This is a genomic window from Nitratidesulfovibrio vulgaris str. Hildenborough (genome assembly GCF_000195755.1).
In the GTDB taxonomy this organism is placed as follows: Bacteria; Desulfobacterota; Desulfovibrionia; order Desulfovibrionales; family Desulfovibrionaceae; genus Nitratidesulfovibrio; species Nitratidesulfovibrio vulgaris.
Genome location: NC_002937.3, coordinates 2,758,363 through 2,774,918, shown reverse-complemented (window position 1 = coordinate 2,774,918; position 16,556 = coordinate 2,758,363). Strand labels below are relative to the sequence as shown.

The 16,556-nt window shown below is 60.6% G+C and carries 13 protein-coding genes; 9 read left to right on the top strand and 4 right to left on the bottom strand.

Features of this window, described 5'->3' with window-relative positions:
- Positions 1 to 19: 19 nt before the first annotated feature.
- The gene (locus DVU_RS12455; protein WP_010939931.1) at positions 20 to 784 is read right to left on the bottom strand and encodes a substrate-binding periplasmic protein; all 765 of its coding nucleotides are present in this window, start codon (positions 782 to 784) and stop codon (positions 20 to 22) included.
- Positions 785 to 930: 146 nt separating this feature from the next.
- Complete coding sequence (locus DVU_RS12450; protein ID WP_010939930.1) at positions 931 to 2,496, bottom strand: multicopper oxidase family protein; 1,566 nt, start codon at positions 2,494 to 2,496, stop codon at positions 931 to 933.
- 377 nt (positions 2,497 to 2,873) lie between these two features.
- Between DVU_RS12450 and queC the strand changes: the two genes are divergently transcribed.
- The 3 genes from queC (at position 2,874) to queD (ending at position 4,874) form a co-directional block, all read left to right on the top strand.
- Positions 2,874 to 3,602, top strand: a complete 729-nt coding sequence (gene queC / locus DVU_RS12445) for a 7-cyano-7-deazaguanine synthase QueC (protein ID WP_010939928.1) — start codon at positions 2,874 to 2,876, stop codon at positions 3,600 to 3,602.
- Positions 3,599 to 4,249 carry a 7-carboxy-7-deazaguanine synthase gene (queE, locus tag DVU_RS12440; protein WP_010939927.1) on the top strand — a complete coding sequence of 217 codons (651 nt, stop codon included), beginning with the start codon at positions 3,599 to 3,601 and terminating at the stop codon, positions 4,247 to 4,249. The genes queC and queE overlap by 4 nt, the downstream gene beginning before the upstream one ends.
- 262 nt (positions 4,250 to 4,511) lie before the next feature.
- On the top strand, positions 4,512 to 4,874 hold the full coding sequence (gene queD, locus DVU_RS12435) for a 6-carboxytetrahydropterin synthase QueD (protein ID WP_010939926.1): 363 nt from the start codon (positions 4,512 to 4,514) through the stop codon (positions 4,872 to 4,874).
- 357 nt (positions 4,875 to 5,231) lie between these two features.
- Here the strand turns inward: queD and DVU_RS12430 are convergent, their stop codons facing one another.
- Positions 5,232 to 6,557, bottom strand: coding sequence for a D-alanyl-D-alanine carboxypeptidase family protein (locus tag DVU_RS12430; RefSeq protein WP_010939924.1), 1,326 nt, complete (start codon positions 6,555 to 6,557; stop codon positions 5,232 to 5,234).
- A 956-nt stretch (positions 6,558 to 7,513) separates the two neighbouring features.
- Between DVU_RS12430 and DVU_RS12425 the strand changes: the two genes are divergently transcribed.
- The 6 genes from DVU_RS12425 to DVU_RS12400 all read left to right on the top strand — a co-directional run bounded on the left by DVU_RS12425 (position 7,514) and on the right by DVU_RS12400 (position 14,135).
- Entirely contained in the window at positions 7,514 to 8,095 is a 582-nt protein-coding gene (locus DVU_RS12425; protein ID WP_010939921.1) for a hypothetical protein, read from the top strand.
- A gap of 731 nt (positions 8,096 to 8,826) precedes the next feature.
- Entirely contained in the window at positions 8,827 to 9,222 is a 396-nt protein-coding gene (locus DVU_RS12420) for a hypothetical protein (protein ID WP_223295104.1), read from the top strand.
- 1,197 nt (positions 9,223 to 10,419) lie between these two features.
- Positions 10,420 to 10,809 carry a RidA family protein gene (locus DVU_RS12415; RefSeq protein WP_010939916.1) on the top strand — a complete coding sequence of 130 codons (390 nt, stop codon included), beginning with the start codon at positions 10,420 to 10,422 and terminating at the stop codon, positions 10,807 to 10,809.
- A gap of 49 nt (positions 10,810 to 10,858) precedes the next feature.
- On the top strand, positions 10,859 to 11,857 hold the full coding sequence (gene cuyA / locus DVU_RS12410; RefSeq protein WP_010939915.1) for a D-cysteate sulfo-lyase: 999 nt from the start codon (positions 10,859 to 10,861) through the stop codon (positions 11,855 to 11,857).
- A gap of 62 nt (positions 11,858 to 11,919) precedes the next feature.
- Positions 11,920 to 13,320, top strand: a complete 1,401-nt coding sequence (locus DVU_RS12405; RefSeq protein ID WP_010939914.1) for a Na+/H+ antiporter NhaC family protein — start codon at positions 11,920 to 11,922, stop codon at positions 13,318 to 13,320.
- Between the two features lie 143 nt (positions 13,321 to 13,463).
- On the top strand, positions 13,464 to 14,135 hold the full coding sequence (locus DVU_RS12400) for a GntR family transcriptional regulator (RefSeq protein ID WP_010939913.1): 672 nt from the start codon (positions 13,464 to 13,466) through the stop codon (positions 14,133 to 14,135).
- A 398-nt stretch (positions 14,136 to 14,533) separates the two neighbouring features.
- Here the strand turns inward: DVU_RS12400 and htpG are convergent, their stop codons facing one another.
- Positions 14,534 to 16,447: a molecular chaperone HtpG gene (gene htpG / locus DVU_RS12395; protein ID WP_010939912.1), complete on the bottom strand. Its 1,914-nt coding sequence runs from the start codon at positions 16,445 to 16,447 to the stop codon at positions 14,534 to 14,536.
- Between the last annotated feature and the right edge of the window lie 109 nt (positions 16,448 to 16,556).

Below are 16,556 nucleotides of genomic sequence, written 5' to 3'. Positions count from 1 at the left end.
TGCGGCGGTGCGTCGCCCGTCAGCGCATGACCTCTTCGGCGGCGATGGCGTCCTGACGGTTGGCCTTGAAGAGAAGGTCGATGGCGTCGTTAAGCCTGTCTCGAAGGTGCACGTTCTCTATGCTGCGGGGCAGGGCCATGTGAATGGCACGTCTGTCCAGCGTCGGGCCTATGTGGAGTTTGCGCGTTATGCCCAGTCGTTCTCCTAGCCAGATGGCCGAAGCGCGCGCCACGATGGTACAATCGAGCCTGCCGCCAGCCACCTTCAGCAGGTTCTGTTCTTCGCTTCCTGCGAATTCGGGCCGGAACAGCCCGCGACGTCTCGCTTCATCGAAAAGGTCGCCGTAACTCCAGTTGCTGACCAGCCCGACGCGAAGCCCCGCAAGGTCTTCCATGGTCCTGGCTTCACGTCCGGATTCGGCGGAAAAGACCGCCAGCAGTTCTTCGTGGAAATAGGCCTTGGTCAGCAGGAAGCGGCTGTCACGTTCGCGGGTGTAGTAGAGACCGCCGACGCAGCCCCGGCCAGCCGTGAGTTCTGCATATAGTCTGCCCCATGGGAGTGCGGCCACTTTCGGTGTGCCCCCGATGATGGAGAAGGCCTCCCCGATGAGACGAGGGTAGATGCCTGTGACCGTGCCATTGTATTCGTACATGAAGGGTGGGTTCACCGTGTCGAAGAACACAAGCGGCTGAGCGACGCCTGTACGGGGCATCGTCAGTACGAAGGTCATGATGATCAGGGTGAACGCACGGCGCATGATACTCTGCCTGTTGTGGTGTTCCACGATGTCTTTCTTAAATCGGCGCGCAGTGTCTGGCCGTCCTGTCTCCGGCGAGGGGGGCCGCTTCTCCGTCTTGCTGGAGGTGATGCCTGCGGCGGCATGTGGCACATGTAGGTATCTCATGAGAGTAGGGGGCAGTGTTCGTGCTGTCAACGAGTGAGAGGCGGCAGGACGATGGTGCGCCGTTGCCCTGCGTCGAATGCGTCGAGGCGTGCTGCCCCGAAGACGAGGGGAATGGCCGCCGGCGCACGGCGGACGCTGAAATCGAGCGAGATGCGGACCGTTTCGCCGGGCCATATGATGACGGTGTCCTTGAGTCCCTCATCCGCAGGGTGTCTCCCTTCCGGGTGCGTGGCACGCGCCTGTACCGCTGGTGGTCCGCCGCGACGCGTCAGGACACGGAAGGCAAGGCCGCCGCAGTACAGCGGGTAGGGAACGCCGTCTGCGGCGTTGCTGAACTCCCATGTTTCGCGCTGTCGATGGGGCAGTTGCAGGGGAGTGTCGGTCCATGCCTGACCGTCGATGGCATGAAGGCCGTGGGGCCAGACGATGGAGACCCTGCGGGCCGGGCCGCCCGGGGCCGGTAGAGGGGCGAAGGGTTCCGCAAGTCGCATCGGTGCTGGCGTGGTGATGCGGGACCCGGTCGGTGCGCCGACCCGGAGGCGCAAGAGCGCGAAGGGTGTCCCTTCAGGCGGTATGGCTGTCCTGCCAGGAAAATAGGAGGACGGAAAGGCGCGACTGACGATGTAGATGTCGGTCCCGGCAGGGATGTCCCTGAGGTCTGCGAGGTATTCAACCCTTTCTCCGGGGCCGAGAAACGATCCTTCGACTCGTTCAGTGAAGGGAAGCAGTCCGCAGTCCGTGCCGATGAGCGTCACCGGCAGGTCTTTTCCGGCATGTTGCAGGGCGACATCGAGAATGCGTGACGCGCAGCCGTTGGCAAGCCGTAGCCGGACGAAGGCGGCAGGTACGTCGATGACTCCGCCTATGACTCCGTTGACCAGCAGGGCGTTGCCGAAGGCCGCTTGCGTCGTCGCGTATGCGCCCAGCCCGTCCAGAGTGCAGTCGTGGATGAGCAGCGGGAGGTCGGTAGTGCCGAGGTGCAGGTCGTACTGGCGGGCGAAAAGGCGTTCGGTGGCGTCTTCGACGAGCATCAGGCCGCACAGCCCCAGTTGTACTTGCGGGGCGGCCATGCCGGGGGTCAGTGCCTGATAGAGAAGCGTACCCGCCCTGTTTCGCACGGTGGCGGCATAGGTATGCTCTGCGCCGGATTCGAGAGGGCTGGCGGGCAGGGGCGTCTGCCAGTCTGCCAACAGGCCCCGCCAGAAGGGGGTGCAGGGTGTGGTGAGTTTGTTGCTGACACGGGCGCGGAATGTGCAGCCGGACTGGAGACGCAGAAGCGGAGAGCCCGGATGACTGCTCTCTTCAAGGGCCGCGGCAGTGTTGCGGGCCATCGTGAAGGCGAAGGGCGCTGCGTTGCCGCCCGGGGCCCCGGGGCCGATGGAGACGGCAAGCGGCTGGCAGGCTTCGAGCATGGCAGGCCCGTCGGGTGTACCGTGCAAGGGGACAGGGGTGTCGAAGGTGCGTGCCCCGAATCCGGTGACGGGGAGGCGTTCGGATGCGACCGCCCAGGCAAGAGGATGCGTTGCGAGAGAAAGGAGTCCGGCAAGCCCGTAACGCAGGATGTCGCGGCGGTGAAGTATGCGAGGGGGCATCGCCTTCTCCCGTGGTCGAAGTGGCATGTCTGCGCCTGACCGTGGCACCCGTTGCGCCTTGGTGCGTCATGGGGCCTCAAACGTGAGTCATTGCATAGGTCGTTTTGTTTGACAATGCAAGAACGACAGGCATTTGGAGTGAGTTCGCGTTGCGTCGGTACAAGAGTATCACATCGGCATGTGTGGCTTTACAAGTCCTTCATGGCGGTATAGCCAGATGCGAAACGTGCGTCCGGTGACATTGTCATGCCTCGTAGGGCAGCGGAAGGCGGAAAGCGACTCCGGTCCGTTTGTCAGGTCTGTGCTTCCACCGTATGGCCCGCATCTTCCACCGGCGTAACATCATACATACAATTCATCGATACTGGAGAACCAAGATGCCTTCTTGCGACGGCAATGCCCTTGTCATCTTTTCCGGTGGGCAGGATTCCACGACGTGTCTCGGCTGGGCCCTCAACCGTTTCCGCACCGTGGCCACCATCGGCTTTCATTATGGGCAACGGCATGATGTGGAGATGCAGTGCAGGCAGGACGTTCTTGCCGCCATCGGCGACGTCCGCCCCGGATGGAAAGCGCATCTCGGCACGGACACCGTCGTCGAGATGGGGCTCTTCCGCGAACTGGGCGAGACGGCACTGACGCATGACGTGGCCATCGAGATGGGTCGCAACGGGCTGCCCTCCACATTCGTGCCGGGGCGCAACCTCATGTTCCTGACGGCTGCGGCAGCATGTGCCTACAGGCAGGGCATCAGGCATCTTGTCCTTGGTGTGTGCGAGACGGATTTCTCCGGGTACCCCGATTGCCGTGACGATGCCATGAAGGCGATGCAGGTGGCCCTGAATCTGGGTATGGAGTCCCGCTTTGTGGTGCACACGCCGCTCATGTGGCTGACCAAGGCGCAGACGTGGGACATGGCGCGTGATGAGGGCGGGCAGGATTTCGTCGAACTGGTGCTCGAGCGTTCCCATACCTGCTACAAGGGTGTGCGCGATGTCCGGCATCCGTGGGGGTACGGGTGCGGCACATGCCCCGCCTGTGAACTGCGGCGCGCAGGCTGGGATGCGTACGTCGCCGGTCATGCGGTCCATGGGGAAGGGCGATGACGTATCGTGTCAAAGAGATTTTCCACACGTTGCAGGGCGAGGGGATGCGCGCAGGGCGTGCCGCCGTGTTCTGCCGTTTCTCGGGTTGCAACCTGTGGACGGGGTGGGCGCAGGACAGGCCCGCTGCCGTGTGCCCCTTCTGCGATACTGATTTCGTGGGTACCGATGGTCCGGGCGGGGGCGTCTTCGAAGATGCCGCGACGCTCGCCGCAGCCATCCTCGCCGCCTTTCCCTACAAGACCGGAGAAGGATACCGTCCGTATGTCGTCTTCACCGGCGGCGAACCTGCCTTGCAACTCGACCGTCCCCTGATCGACATCCTCCATGCCCACGGCTGTGAAGTCGCTATCGAGACCAACGGCACCGTTCGCCTGCCGGAGGGCATAGACTGGGTGACCGTGAGCCCGAAGGCCGGAACCCGGCTTGCCGTCACCTCCGGGGATGAGCTCAAACTCGTCTGGCCGCAGCAGGGCATTTGCCCTGAATCGTACGAATCTCTCGCTTTCACCTACCTTCTCATGCAGCCTAGAGACGGACTTGGGGATGCAGGCAGAGGCGATGCAGAGTCGGAGGCTGTGCGGTGGTGCCTTGCACATCCCAGATGGCGACTTTGCCTCCAGACGCACAAGTACCTCGGAATCCCCTAGCCGGGGCGTTTTCAACCGTCCCGGTGCATGGTATCCGGTACGGACAATGGTCAGGCGGGGTGTCCCATCCCGCGGCATCGGCACGTGATAATGCCGCCAGAAGCATCCCATGCCGGATAGACGATGCCCTGTCATGGGCCATGTCTGTTCGTCCTCAGGCAATCAGAGTGCGCAGCCTTCTGAGATGGCACGCTGTTTTCCCGGGTGGAAATCCATCAATCCGGTCGCCCGGTTCGACCGATATCATACGTCAGGAGTCGTCATGGAACTTTTCGTCACGTTGTCGTTCGACGCGGCACATCGTCTGCCTTGTGTTCCGAAGGGGCACAAGTGCGGCAACCTGCACGGGCATACCTTCAGTGTTGAAGTCCACCTTGCCGGGCCTCTCGACGGAGACAACGGCTGGGTGATGGATTTCGGAGACGTCAAGCGCGTGGCGCGCCCGGTCGTGGACCAGCTAGACCATGCCTACCTGAATGATATTGAAGGACTCGAGAACCCCACAAGCGAGAACATCGCCCGCTGGCTGTGGGAACGCCTTGTGACATCCCTCCCGCTGCTTTCCAAGGTCGTCGTGCGCGAGAGTCCCACATCGGGTGCCGTCTATAGGGGGCATTCCGCCTGACACCCCGCAGACAGATGTTTGCCCTGCTGGTATCCATGGGTGAATGACACGACAGCCCCGGCGATTGCGCGCCGGGGCTGTCGTGTCTTGTTGCCGCTGTCGCCTTGTTCGCACGACAGGGGGGCTGAGACTCAACCTTGCTGAAGGGCAGGCGCCCGAGGCGTTCTTCGGGCAAGAAGCATGGAGTGGAGGAGAGGCGGCACCATCGAGATGTAAGCCTGCACCAGCACGCAAAGCGTGGGGCATGACCGCTACGAGGCTGCCATGAAGTGCGGAAGAGCGTGAATGGACATCAGGCTGACCGGGAGAGAGAAAAGAGAAGACATCGTGCGGGCCGGGGCGTGTTCCGCCCCCCGCCTAGCCCCGTTTGTCTGTGCGTTCGGCGCGCTGTACGGGAGTACGAGGCGGTGCTGCCGTCTTCTTGGTCGAAGCGGCGGTGGCGGGCTTGGACCGTTTCACGGTCGTTTTCGTCTCTGTCTTGCGGGCGACGGCAGCCTTGCGGGCCTGCTGCACCTTGGTAGCCCGGACAGACTTGTTCGAAGGAACCGCCTTGGCTTTCTCTCGCCGCACTGTGGCGACAGCCTTGGATGTAGCTGCAGACTTGTCCGGAGATTTGCCTTTGACGGCCTTGGATGATTTGGAGGACTTGCTGACCTGCGCCGAGGCGTGCTGCTTGGAGCCAGTCTTGCCTGCCCGCAGTTTGCCTTTGCGGGCTGCGATCTTCTTCTTGTGTTTGCTCACTTCGGCATAGGCGAGAGAGTTGGTCTTGTGCAGGTCGATCCGATAATCGGCAGGCGAGAGGCGGGGCAGGACGGCAGCCACTGAAGGCCCCTCACCCCGTAACGACCTGTAGCCTGCGTCGATGAGCCTGTTCATCTCCTGACCGCGAACCTGACTGTTCTCCGCGCCGAGGACGACAGCAACAAGGCGGGTGTTGCCCCGTTTGACAGTGGATATGAGGTTGTAGCCCGACGCGCATACCCAGCCGGTCTTGAGGCCGTCGGCCCCTTCGCAGTTGCCGAGCATGGGATTCTTGTTGGTCGTGATGACCTTGTTGTGTCTGATGAAGCGCGTTGAATGGTAGCGCAGTGCCTGCGGATGGGCAGTGAGATAGCTGACTGCCAGCTTGCCCATGTCTCGCGCTGTCGTCTTCTGCCCCGCTGCAGGCAGTCCGTTGACGTTGCGGAATGTCGTTTCCGTCATCCCCAGTGCACGTGCCTTGGCGTTCATCAGTTGTACGAACCGGTCGGTACTGCCCGCGATATGCTCAGCCACTGCAACACTGGCGTCATTGCCAGAGGATACAGCCATGCCCATAAGCAGTTCGTCAAGCGATACAGTCTCTCCGCGGGTGAGAAACATGCGAGAACCGCCTGTTCGGGCCGCACGGGCGCTGATCTTGACCTTGTCTGCGAGAGAGGCCTTTCCGGCCCTGATATGGTCGAGGGCCACATACATCGATATGACCTTGGTGAGCGAAGCGGGAGGAATCTGCGCGTCAGCGTTCTGTTCGAAGAGCACACGTCGGCTGTTCTGGTCTATCAGGAACGCCGATACCACATTGAGCCTTTCGGAGGCATGTGCCCCGCAGACGCTTGCCACAACGAAAGTCAGCACCAGAAGGACGATGCCTAGCTGGCCGGGAAAGCGTTTGCCATGTCCGGGGATGCTCTGGTGTGCCATTCTGCCTCTCGGTGCAAGGTAGCAGCTTGAGGATAGGGGTTGCGTGGTTGTGAACTGACTTGAACATGCCGACCTTACTGCACCGCCTGTGTGCTGACAAGAAAAAAACGGTTCATGGTCCGTCATCGGCGGGCATGTATGCTGGCGCGGCTGTACGGTGAAGGAATACCCGCCAGGTCGATGGGACTGTTGCATGGAAATGGTCCTGTTCTGCAGTTTCGTGGTGTGAGGTTGCAGAAGTCCGACGATGATCTTCTCAAAGCCCAATCAGTCTTGATGTTTGACTTTTTTTAGAGTTTTTCGAGCTTGTCCGGTGGGCATGCGCGATGCGGGCAGGGGCTGCGAAACCCTTTTGGGAAGAGGGGTGTAGCCGTTCGATGCAGTATCGAACTGTGGATGTTTGCCGACTGTTTTTCTCTGGACGCAACAGTTGTAGTGCATTGATGGGCATGACCGGCAGTGAGCATGGTCGAATGGAGACGAGAGGGAATGGGCTTGCGGTATGACGAGGCACCAGCGACCTTCTTCTATCCCGTCTTGTCGTCGTGCCTTCCGGATGATGCGACGTCTGGACCGTCCATCATCATGAAGGGCTCATACGGCGAGCGCACTACCATGCGCCTGTGTCCTCCGGTCTGAAGGCTGGCAGGGTGATAATTGCGAAAAAGCGCATGCACCATGCTATGTCTTTCGCGAAGAATATGAGCTTTGGTGGGGCGTAACCGCGCAATTTCCCGCAGACTGGGTATTGCACGGAACAGGTGGCGACGCTTGACAGGTTGTGAAAAAAATAACTATGCTTTGTTCGCAAGCGAGTGCGGGGATGTGCTGGCAGATGCGCGATCCCTTATTACGCAATGGCACAGTGTATGCTCACTTACGGGCAGAATAGCTGGTTCAACATGACGCAGCCTTGCAGGCCCGGCGGAAACAATCTGTAGTACGAGAGGGAATCCATGAACATCATCTTTGAAATCACTGGTCAAAGCTGTGACATCGCTCTTCATCCCGTTTCTCCGCAGACCGCCGAGACCATACGTAAGCGCGGGCGGGCGATTTACGCGGAAAAGTATATGAACTGGTGGCGCAAGGGTAACACTCGCACCTTCGGCATGCGCGTCGGGCCGGACAGCATGGTGCGCCTGTACGTTGACGGAAAGCAGACCCCGTTCGACGACCAGCTTCTTTACCGCGATGTGCATGCCGTGCGTCGCCGGATGTATCTGGAAAGCCGCGCCAAGTATCTCGCTGTTCTTGGATATGACGATGAGTGGTGCAATTTCAAGTGGATATGGAATGATGTTCAGGACTTCGACCCGAAGAACTTCCGCTTTCAGGTTCTCAACTGGGATCGCGTTCTCCGGACAGAAGGCTACAATGTCGTCGACTCCGTCTTCTACAATGGCAGATGCGCCGATGATGATTCGTGGTGCAATCCCAGCGGGTTCACCCTCATCGACCCCATTGTTATCGACCTCGCCGAGGTGCGGCGTGAGGTCGAAGCCGAGTCGCGATCTTCTTCGAAGGTACCTGCCTGATGGCATGAACAGGCATTCGCCTGACTGCATACCCTCCCTTCCCAGTCTTCAATGATCCTCCCTTCCCCCGGAGAGCGACGACCACACGTCGCTCTCCGCCTTTTTTTGGTATGTGCTGGCCCCATCGCGCGGCGCAGCGTTGCAGGTGTTTCTGGTCGCCGATGGTAATGGCAAGGTTTGAAAACGATGTGAATGCAGCATGTCATATCTGGATATCCGCCATGCATTGGCGATCTGTCGCTGGTTGCGAAAAGGCGCGGCGGGAACGGGAAAGGAGGCTTCGACCGGCTTGATCAATTTTTTCACAACTATGTGCGCAATCAATGTTGGGTGCTTCGTAAAATCGACTTTCTGCTACAATCCTGTTGACTGTTTGTGCCGACTGAGGCAAAGTGAGGGCGTCTTGGTTGGGTGACCAACCTGCGAAAGCTGAGCCGTGCCGTACCTGATGTTGTAGCGTCGTTGCAACCGACGCATGTGGCTGTTCACCGGAGGCTCTCACTCGCAAGGCCTGGCAAATCTTGCCTCAGTGCAGGATTTTTTTAGAGATCATGTGTTGTTTGAGAGGTCAATCAATGGATATCGTCCTTACTTTCACCGGTAGCAGCTGCGACCTGGCTCTGCATCCCGTCTCGTCACGTACTGCGGAAAACATCCGCACCAACGGCCGCAAGATATACTCACAGAAGTACATGAACTGGTGGCGCCGGGGCAACACTCGGAATTTCGGTATGCGTATCGATGCAGCGACAACTGTTCAGCTGACCGTGGATGGTCAGCCGGTACCTTTTGACACCAAGGCTCTGATGGCAACGGGAACGACGCTGAATCCTGAACTCTTCCTTGGTTCGCGTGCCCGGTTCATGGCTGTCATGGGTTTCACCGACGAACGTTGTACCTACAGATGGGTGTGGCGCAATGTCGATTCCTTCGATGCCAATGCCTTTGCCGCACGTGTACTCGACCTGTCACCGTGTCTGACGGAAGGGTTCAGCGCCCTGAGTGACGTGACCTACGCAGGGCGTGCCGCGGATGAGTTCAACTGGTCGAACCCCTCCGGTTTCACCCTCATCGACCCTGTAGTCGTAGACCTCGACCGCGTGCGCCTTGAAGAGCGCGTGGCGTAGATATTTTCCGGTACGTCGTAGCCGCAATGCGGCGTCCGGACTCCTCGGACCATCCCCGCAAAAAGAAGCGGAGGCACCAGCCTCCGCTTCTTTTTGTCATTGGCGCAGCCAGTGACCAGGCACAGTGAGTCGGCAGGGTTCACCCCTGCCGGAAGCGAACGCCTGCCGTGTCCTTTGCACCGGAGATACCGTCATTGGCGTCCGGGCTCATTCGTCCTGCGCGAGTGCGTCATGTCGCGGAGGCACCAGCCTCCGCTTCTTTTTGTCATTGGCGCAGCCAGTGACCCGGCACAGTGAGCCGGCAGGGTTCACCCCTGCCGGAAGCGAACGCCTGCCCTGTTCTCTGCGCCGGAGATACCGTCATTGGCGTCCGGGCTCATTCGTCCTGCGCGAGTGCGTCATGTCGCGGAGCACCAGCCTCCGCTTCTTCTTGTCATTGGCGCAGCCAGTGACCCGGCACAGTGAGCCGGCAGGGGTCACCCCTGCCTGAAGCGAACGCCTGCCGTGTTCTCTGCGCCGGAGATATCGTCATTGGCGTCCGGGCTCATTCGTCCTGCGCGAGTGCGTCATGTCGCGGAGGCACCAGCCTCCGCTTCTTCTTGTCATTGGCGCAGGCAGTGACCCGGCACAGTGAGCCGGCAGGGTTCACCGCTGCCGGAAGCGGGGCGCGTGCTGCTTTTGAAGAATGCTCACTCTGCCGTATTTTACATAAATTCGGATCATTGAGTTCATTGTACCGGGGGGCAGGGGCGAGGCAAAGCCGTGGCACGTTGAGCTCTCGCTTCGTAACGACCGCAGTCTTCATCCCGTCGGCAAGCCGAGGACAGGGGCATGTGAAGAGGCCAGTAGCTCCCGGTGACAAGGGCCTGAAAGCCAGATGACCTTGTCATAAAGGAAAAGCCGGGAGGTCATGGATACGCTGTGGCAGGCACCACGCCTGCCAGACCGAACGCTGCCTTGGGCCTCGTCCAGAGTCGTCCGGCGGCAGAGACAGTGAAATACTGCGGGCACAACCCTGAAGGTGTCGTCGGTACACTGACCGAGGTCGGGCACGAGCCCTTTTCTTGAGGGCTCATGCCATCGCGCTGATGCCGCATCGAAGTTTTTCCGTTGACACTTGTGAAGCAAATCACGTAAGGCGGACTTGTGACGTTAAAAATGTCGACATTTATACAGTCGACAAAAAACGGAGTAGCCATGACAGCCAAAAAATCCATCAGCACCACAAAGGCACCCGCCGCCATCGGCCCCTATTCTCAGGCCATCAGTGCCCAAGGTCTTCTCTTCGTCTCAGGGCAACTGCCCATCGACCCCGCCACCGGCACTCTCATCAAGGACGATATCGAAGCGGCAGCGCATCAGGTCTTCACCAATCTTCGGGCCATTGCAGAAGCTGCGGGCATCACGCTCGACCATGCCGTCAAGACCACGGTTTTCATGGCGGACCTTGCGGACTTCAAGGCTGTCAACGCCGTCTACGCACAGTACTTCGCAACCCCGTTCCCGGCGCGCAGTGCCATTCAGGTGGCAGCCCTGCCCCTTGGAGGAACCATCGAAGTAGAAGCCATCTTCGCCCTCGAAGGCTAGGTGCGCCATAAGGCCGCACCATTCAATACAACCGACACACGGAGACACCATGAATCTCGCTGTTTTTCCCAGACGTGGCTATGTCAAGGACCCCACCCCCATCGAATCGTGTCCGGCTTTTTCGAAGGCTCTGGGCGGCAAGGTCAACATCTTCATCAAGCGTGATGACCTGCTGCCCGGCTGCGCCGGGGGCAACAAGACCCGCAAGCTGGACTTCTGCATGGCGGATGCCCTCGCCAAGGGCGCTGACACCATCATCACCTGCGGGGCCGTGCAGTCCAACCATTGCCGCCTGACCCTGTCGTGGGCTGTCAAGGAAGGGCTCGACTGCCATCTCGTCCTTGAGGAGCGTGTCAAGGGCAGCTACAAGCCCGAAGCTTCGGGCAACAACTTCCTGTTCAAGCTCATGGGTGTGAAGAGCATCACCGTCGTGCCCGGCGGTTCCAACATGATGGGGGAAATGGAAGCACTCGCTGCACGCCTCAAGGAAGCAGGGCGTACTCCCTACATCATCCCCGGTGGAGCATCGAACCCCATCGGGGCCACCGGCTATGTCTCTTGCGCGCAGGAGACCCTCCAGCAACTCTTCGACATGGGACTCAAGGTGGATCACATGGTGGTTCCCAGCGGTAGCGCCGGGACCCATGCCGGCATCGTCGTCGGCATGGTGGGCAACAACGCCAACATCCCTGTCTCCGGCATCAACGTGAGCCGCACCAAGGCCGACCAGGAGGCACTGGTGCGCAAGCTGGCCCGCGAGACGGCGCAGCGCGTGGGCATGAGTGGCGAGTTCCCCGATGAAGCGGTGACCTGCTTTGACGGTTATGTGGGCCCCGGCTATTCGCTGCCCACCGAGAGCATGGTCGAAGCCGTGCGTCTTCTGGCCCAGACCGAAGGCATACTGCTCGACCCGGTGTACTCGGGCAAGGCCATGGCCGGTCTTGTGGACCTCGTGCGTAGCGGCTACTTTGCCGAAGGTTCGAATGTGCTTTTCCTGCACACCGGTGGATCGCCAGCGCTTTACGCCTACCTCGATACGTTCAAGTAACCCCCGGGCACCACATGCGTGGTGCCCTTTTCACATCACGGTTCGCATAGAAGGAGCACATCATGGAAAAGCGCCTTGAAATGCACGGTGGCATACTGGGGGGACTCGTTCCGCTCATCACGCTCGTTGGTGGGCTTGTATGGCTGTCCGTAGCGGAGCGTGGAGGCACGAAACCCTTCTGGGCGTGTGCATGGATTGCCATAACACTGGGGCTGTTCTTTGCCCGCAACAAAGCCGATTACTGCAAGGCCGCCATGCGTGGCATCGGCGACAAGACTGGTATCGTCATCGTCACTGCGTGGCTTTTCGCCGGAGTGTTCGGCAAGCTCATGGTCGCAGGGGGGCTTGTGGACGGCCTGCTCTGGATGGGCATGACCACAGGCGCACAGGGTGCCGTATTCACACTCATGGTGTTCGTGGCCGCCATGCTCTTTGCCCTTGGCACCGGTACGAGTACGGGCACCTGCATAGCCCTGACTCCGGTTCTCTATCCTGCCGGGCACTTCCTCGGGGCAGACCCGGCCATGCTGGGCCTCGCCATTCTGTCGGGGGCGGCGTTCGGCGACAACCTCGCACCCATCTCCGACACCACCATCGTCTCCGCCTACACACAAGGGGCGACGATGCGTGATGTTGTCCGCAGCCGCTTCCCGCTTGCCATGGCAGCCGCCACCATCGCGGCTGGCGTGTTCCTCGTCTTCGGGGGGGGCGGAGCACTGCAACCCCTGCCCGAGATACAGGCACGCATGAACCCGCTGGGTGCGTTCATGCTGCTTGCCCTTGTCGTCGTCGTGGCCGCGGCCCTGTCAGGGCGGCATATCATCGAGTCACTCATCTACGGCAACGTGAGTGCTGCCGTCATCGGCATGGTCACGGGCAACCTGACGCTTCAGACGTTGTTCAGCATACCTGCCAAGCGCGGCATTTCCACCGGCATCATCGAAGATGGCATCAACAGTGTCGTGGGTGCCATCATCTTCGCCATCCTCATCCTCGCCGTGACGCAGATACTCGTCGAGACAGGCATCATGAAGCGCATCCTCAACGCCGCAGAGGGAGCCATCGTGCGCTCTGTCAGGCAGGCGGAGTTCTTCATCATCGGCGTCACCGTCGTCGCCTCCGTTCCGATATCGGCCAACGCGCCTGCGGAACTTCTCGTGGGTCCCTCGCTCGTGCGCCCTGTCGGCGAGAAGTTCGACCTGGCCCCTGCGCGCAGGGCCAACCTCATGGACTGCGCCGTCTGCACCGTGTTCTTCATGCTGCCGTGGCATATTGTCGTCGCGGCATGGTACGCCGCCGTGGTGAGTGCGGGTGAAGCCTACGGCATCAGCGTTCCCCCCATCAGTGCCGCCCTGTACAACCCGTATTCATGGGCACTGCTCGCCGTACTGGTCTTCTCGGCCTACACGGGCTGGAACCGCAAGCTCGGTGGCAATGCCGAACCCCTCTCGGAAGCGGCCTAGCCGCTCGCGCCTCCCCCCACCGCTCGATATGAAAGGAGGCTGCATGAGGCAGCCTCCTTTCATATTGGGTCATGCAGCCACACGGCTTGACCCAGGTCTGGTGTGCCGATATCAGCACGAAGAACAACAGCACAGAGGAACGCATGCAGGGCATCACCAAACAGACCTATTCGCACCAGATTACCGAATATATCAAGGAGCGCATCCTCGCTGGCGAATTCGCACCGGGTGACAAGGTCAACGAAGTGCTTCTCGCCTCGCGCCTTTCAATCAGCCGTGCGCCCATCCGTGAAGCGTTACAACTCCTCGTACAGGAAGGCCTCATCGTTTCCACACCACAGCGCGGCAAGTCCATCGCCACGTTGACATCGAAAGAGATACGCAACAGCTATTTCACGGGTGGTGTGCTGGAAGGGGCTGCGGCTGCCTCCACCATCCACATGTTTACGGATGACGACTTCGCCAGACTCAAGGCCGTTGTCGACAGCATGGCAGACTGTGTGGCCCGTGATGGTGACATGGACGAACTTGCGACACTCGACACGGCCTTCCACGACGTCATCTTTTCGCGCACGGACAACCAGCTTCTGGTCGAACTTTCGCGTCGCGCCTGTCAGGGCATCTCCAAATTCCTGCTGTTCCGTTACTGGCGCACGGCATTCACCCCTGAAGAGGTTCTCCGGCGTCACAAGGTCGTACTCGAGGCCATGCTCACACGCGACCCGGTGTTCATCGAAAGCACCATCCGCAACCACTATGTGGACTCTGGCAGGCGAATGGCCCGCTGGGGTACGGACATGATGCCCCATCCTTGAGCCTGCCCCTTACGTGGCGAGCATCCATGCGAACGCCGGGCCCTTACGGTGTCTTGATTTTCGGGGAGCACACCCCGTTTTGCCGAAGGCAGGGCCGCCCCTTCCTTGAGGCATGAGGCATGACGCATGACGCAGGGCTTTCGCCCTGTCAGACCGCAGGCTGCTTCGGGTCGTCACGAACCTGAAGGACCATGAAACGACCGGAACATGGGGCCACTGCCTGCCCCGGCCCATGCACCCATAGACATTCGCCGAGTGGCATGGTTCGCTTGGCGTGTGTGCGTCATGTCGCGGAGGCAGTAGCCTCCGCTTCCTTTTGGTCATCGGCATGTGAGCGAAAACGGCCCCGGTTCTATACCGGGGCCGTTTCGTGATGGATGACGGGTCAGGAACAGAGGTTAGAGGCCCCGTACCGCCTTGTACCAGTCTCCGGACTTCTCCATGAGTCGATGCATCATGGCCGCAAGTTCATGCGGGTCCTTGAGGTAGCCGTCAAGCATGAGGCTGGTGGCGAACAACTGTCGGGTCGTGTCTTCCACAAGCGGGTCGGATGCGTCGCTGGTGAAGACCTTGAGCAGGTTGCGCAGGATGGGATGGTCGCGGTTGACCTCGAACACCTTGCGCGGCACCGACTCGTCCTTGTGCAGCACCCGCAGAAGCCTGTCCATGGACGACGTGGAGGCACCACCGGGTTGTACGAGGCACGCAGGGCTGTCGGCAAGGCGGTGAGAGATGCGTACGTCTTCGACGGCATCACCGAGAAGCGCCTTCATGCGTTCGATGAGTCTCGCGAAGGCGGCGTCTTCGTCTTCGGTGAGCGGGGTCACGTCCCTTGCCGGGCCGGTATCCTCGAATTGGGCCAGCTTCTCTCCATCGGCGTGTTCGACGGCCTTGAACGAGAAATCGCTGTAGCTGTCAAGGGTCTCCAGAACGAACTCGTCGATGGGTTCGAGGAGATAGAGGACCTCAAGCCCCTTGCGGCGGAAGACTTCCACCCGCGGGTCGAGTCGGGCCGCTTCACGCCCCGGCGCGGCGATGTACCATATCTCCTTCTGCCCTTCACGGGCGCGGGAGATATAGTCGTCCAGCGATGTGAGGCCTTGCGCGTCGTCATGATGCGACGAGTTGAAACGCAGCAGCGGCGCGAACTTCTCGCGGTTGGCGTAGTCGCTGTAGCCCAGCTTGAACACCTTGCCATGCTGCCGCCAGAAGGTGGCATAGGCCTCTGCGTCGTCGGCGGCGAGTCGGGCGAGGTCTGCAAGCACCTGCTTTGTCAGCGTCTGCCCTATCTTGCGCACCACGACGTTCTCTTGCAGCGTCTCGCGTGAGATGTTGAGGGGAAGGTCTTCGGTGTCGACGATGCCCTTGAGGAAGCCGAGATACTCCGGAAGCAGGTCCTTGTTCTCTCGCTGGATGAGTACACGCCGTACGTAGAGGTCGAGCCCCCACCGGTCGCGTCCCATGGAGAACACCTCCTGCCCGTGCGGTGGTACGAAGACGAGTCCTGTGAACTGCACTGGAGCGTCGACACTGACATGCAGGGTGCGAAGGGGCGCTTCGGTGTCGAAGGTGAGATGCTTGTAGAAGTCGGCGTACTGTTCGTCGGTGATGGAGAACTTGGGCTCGCGCCACAGGGCGGGCGTGGTGTTGACCTGTTCGCCGTCGACCCGGATGGGGAAGGAGATGAACTGCGAGTGCTTACGGAGGATGCCCTCGATACGGTACTTTTCGAGGAACTCCGCGGCATCCTCACGCAGGTGGGCCTTGATGACGGTGCCGCGTTGCGGGATGTCGCCCGTGGCTTCTTCGACGGTGAACTCCCCAAGCCCGTCAGACGTCCATGTGTGCGCGGCTTCGCCTTCGATGTATGAACGCGAGGTGACCTCAACCCGGTCGGCGACCATGAAGACCGCGTAGAAGCCCACGCCGAAGCGACCGATGATGGATGCCGCGTCCGCATCCTTCGCGTTCTCCGCCGCGGCGAGGTCGGCGACGAACTGCTCCGAACCTGAGCGGGCGATGGTGCCGAGGTTGTCCATCAGTTCCTGTCTGGTCATGCCGACACCGGTATCGGCGATGGTCAGGATGCGTGCCTCCTTGTCGACGGAGATGTCGATACCGGGAGCGAGGTCGGGGGCGACGACGGCATCGCCGCGGCTGCGGATGAAGCGCAGCTTGTCGAGTGCGTCCGAGGCGTTGGAGACCAGTTCGCGCAGGAATATCTCGCGGTTGGTGTAGAGCGAGTGGGTGATGATGTGCAGCATCTTCCGCACTTCGGTGCGGAAGGCGTGCGAGGCGGGTGCTGTTGCCATGCGTGTTCCTCCTTGTCCTTGGGGCCCTTGGGCGAACCCCTTGCGGGTTTCAAGTAGGACGCATCGGCACGGTGTCAAGAAGGGCGGCGGAATGCGTGCGACCGCCATA